This window comes from Actinomyces sp. MRS3W, assembly GCF_032465695.1.
Taxonomy (GTDB): domain Bacteria; phylum Actinomycetota; class Actinomycetes; order Actinomycetales; family Actinomycetaceae; genus Actinomyces.
Map to the genome: position 1 here is coordinate 1 of NZ_JAWDJJ010000290.1, position 2,540 is coordinate 2,540.

Here is a 2,540-nt window from a genome sequence, read left to right on the forward strand (position 1 = left end):
CCATACGGCACAGAGCTGGAACGGTAGGACGATAGTCGCACCTCGCAGCCCTGCCTACCGTATCCCGCCATGCGGACGAGCCCCACCAATGCGGCACCGAGGTAACGCGGGCGGAATCCGGGCCTGCCACGAGGCAGAGTCTCGTATGCGCACCTATTAGTCGGTTCCCATTCCAGACTCGGCGGGGTGTGTAAGACTGGCGTGTCACGCCTCGCCAAGGCTCGAATACGAGCGGGTTCGCGGCGGGGCGGAACATGGACTGACAAGTGAAAGGACCATCATGGCCACACCTCATATTGCCGCGGAGCCCGGCGACTTCGCCCCCGCCGTGCTGATGCCGGGAGATCCGCGCCGTGCCCAGCGCATTGCCGAGAGCCTGCTGGACGACGCCCGGCTGGTCACCGACGTGCGCGGCATGCTCGGCTTCACCGGCACAGTAGAGGGCAAGCCGCTGTCGGTGATGGGCTCGGGCATGGGGCAGCCGTCCTTCTCCATCTACGCCACCGAACTGTTCAGTCAGTACGGGGTCGACCGCATTATTCGTGTGGGCACGGCCGGCGGCATCGGCAAGCACGTGCATGTGGGTGATGTGGTCATCGCGACCGGCGCGCACACGGATTCGGCCATGAACCAGTTGCGCATCCCCGGGGTGAACTTCTCGGCCGTAGCTGACTTCTCTCTCGCAGCGGCCGCCTACCGCGCGGGCGTGGAGGCCGGGTTGGCCGAGCGGCTGCACACCGGCACGATTATTTCCCGCGATCACTTCTACTTCACCCCCGAGGGGCAGACCGAGCGGCTGGCTGCCTACGGCACGCTCTGCGTGGAAATGGAGGCCGCAGCCTTGTACGGAGTGGCGGCCGAGTTCGGCAAGCAGGCGCTGGCAGTGCTCACCATCTCCGACCATCTGCTCGACCATTCCGGCGACATGACTGCCACCGAACGCGAAACGCGTTTCCAGGACTCGCTGCGCCTGGCTGTCGCCGCCGCGCTCAGCTGAGTCAGGGGTCGCCGTCGGCCGCGGCGCCCGGCTACCGACGCCGGTCGGTTCCCTCCGCCGCGGCCGTAGCGAGAGCCGTCAGCACCGCGGTGCGAGCATCGCCGCCCGCTGTGCCGAGCAGCCGAATGCCCATGCGGGAGACGACGCGCTGCATCCCCACGCCCATATGCGTGGCCACGATGGTGTCGACCTCGTGGTCACGCAGGAAACGGACAATTCGGGCGTGGTGAGCTCCTTCTGTGCCCAGGTCATGTGCGGTGTCCCAGCCGACGGCCTCTTCTTCCCAGCTCACCAGCGCCCCGTCGTTGACCCGGGCGACGGCGACGCGCGGCGCGCGGCCGAAGCGGGGCCCCACCATGCCGTCAGCAGTAACCGGCACAAGCACCACGGCGGTAGAAGCAGATGTTGTCTCAGTCATGCGCAACAGCCTAGACGATAGGCCGCGAGGCCTCGTCCACGGAGCGGATCACGGTATCGCCGGAGCGTCACTCCACCGTCATCCTCTGCCCCGCTCAAGCTTCGACGCGGATCTGGCGAAGGTGACCTCAGTCCCCTGACGCCGTCTGCTCCCGGCTCGCCTGATAGGCCGCACCGACGATGCCCGCAGTATTCAACAGCTGCGCTGGAACGATCGGGGTCTTGAGCTCGAGCCGTGGCAGGAACTTCTCGTGCTTCTTGGACACTCCCCCACCGACGACGAACAGATCCGGGGAGAACAGCATCTCAACGTGTGAGTAGTACCGTTGCAGCCGCTTGGCCCACTTCTTCCACGACAGATCTTGCAAATCCTTCTGTCCGGAGGAGGCGCGCTTTTCCGCGTCGTAGCCATCAATTTCCAGGTGACCCAACTCGGTGTTCGGGACGAGCGTGCCGTCCACAATGACCGCCGACCCGATGCCGGTGCCGAGGGTCGTGAGAATAACGGTCCCTTCCACGCCCTTGGCCGCGCCAAAGGCGACCTCCGCCAGACCTGCGGCGTCGGCATCATTAAGCGCAGTGACCGGACGGCCAAGATGACGCAGCATGAGCTCGTTGACGTTGACGCCCGTCCACGACTTGTCCAAGTTCGCCATGAACGGGATCGTCCCGTGAACGATCGGTGCTGGGAAGGCGATACCAACCGGAACATTTGCGCTAATGCCGAGTTCGTCCAGAAGCCTCCGACACACCTCAGCGACTGCATCGGGGGTGGACGGCTGTGGCGTCTCGATCCGGATGCGGTCGCCAATGAACTCACCGGTGCTCAAGTCGACCCGGGCGCCCTTGACGCCCGATCCGCCGATGTCAATCCCGCATGCCACCGCCGTCATCTGGTCCTCCTGGGGTTTGTTGGGGTGTCTGTCAGGAGGATAGCGCAGAGGCCCCCGCCATGTGGTCGGGTGGCGGTGGGGAATCAGCGAGCACCTGAAGCGCCCGTGTGGGGTTGGGTTGGTGGTTTTGGGGCGTGAAAAGAAGGGGGTCCCGGTGTGTTGTGTATGGTGCGGGTCCTCGTGTGTTGTGTCGGCGTCGTTGCCGGCGGGTGTGCGATCGTGCTGTGGTCGCC

At 65.4% G+C, this 2,540-nt stretch carries 3 protein-coding genes; 1 reads left to right on the top strand and 2 read right to left on the bottom strand.

Going from position 1 to position 2,540, the window contains the following annotated elements:
• Positions 1-280 precede the first annotated feature (280 nt).
• Entirely contained in the window at positions 281-997 is a 717-nt protein-coding gene (gene deoD / locus RWX45_RS11140) for a purine-nucleoside phosphorylase (protein WP_316023791.1), read from the top strand.
• A 31-nt stretch (positions 998-1,028) separates the two neighbouring features.
• Here deoD and RWX45_RS11145 read toward each other — a convergent pair whose 3' ends face one another.
• On the bottom strand, positions 1,029-1,415 hold the full coding sequence (locus RWX45_RS11145; protein ID WP_316023792.1) for a NifB/NifX family molybdenum-iron cluster-binding protein: 387 nt from the start codon (positions 1,413-1,415) through the stop codon (positions 1,029-1,031).
• Positions 1,416-1,542: 127 nt separating this feature from the next.
• Entirely contained in the window at positions 1,543-2,307 is a 765-nt protein-coding gene (gene ppgK, locus RWX45_RS11150; RefSeq protein ID WP_316023793.1) for a polyphosphate--glucose phosphotransferase, read from the bottom strand.
• Between the last annotated feature and the right edge of the window lie 233 nt (positions 2,308-2,540).

What these genes read in the sequence shown, in the direction of transcription:
- deoD (WP_316023791.1), top strand. Translation starts at nt 281, where the DNA reads ATGGCCACACCTCATATTGCCGCGGAGCCCGGCGACTTCGCCCCCGCC.
- RWX45_RS11145 (WP_316023792.1), bottom strand. Translation starts at nt 1,415, where the DNA reads ATGACTGAGACAACATCTGCTTCTACCGCCGTGGTGCTTGTGCCGGTT.
- ppgK (WP_316023793.1), bottom strand. Translation starts at nt 2,307, where the DNA reads ATGACGGCGGTGGCATGCGGGATTGACATCGGCGGATCGGGCGTCAAG.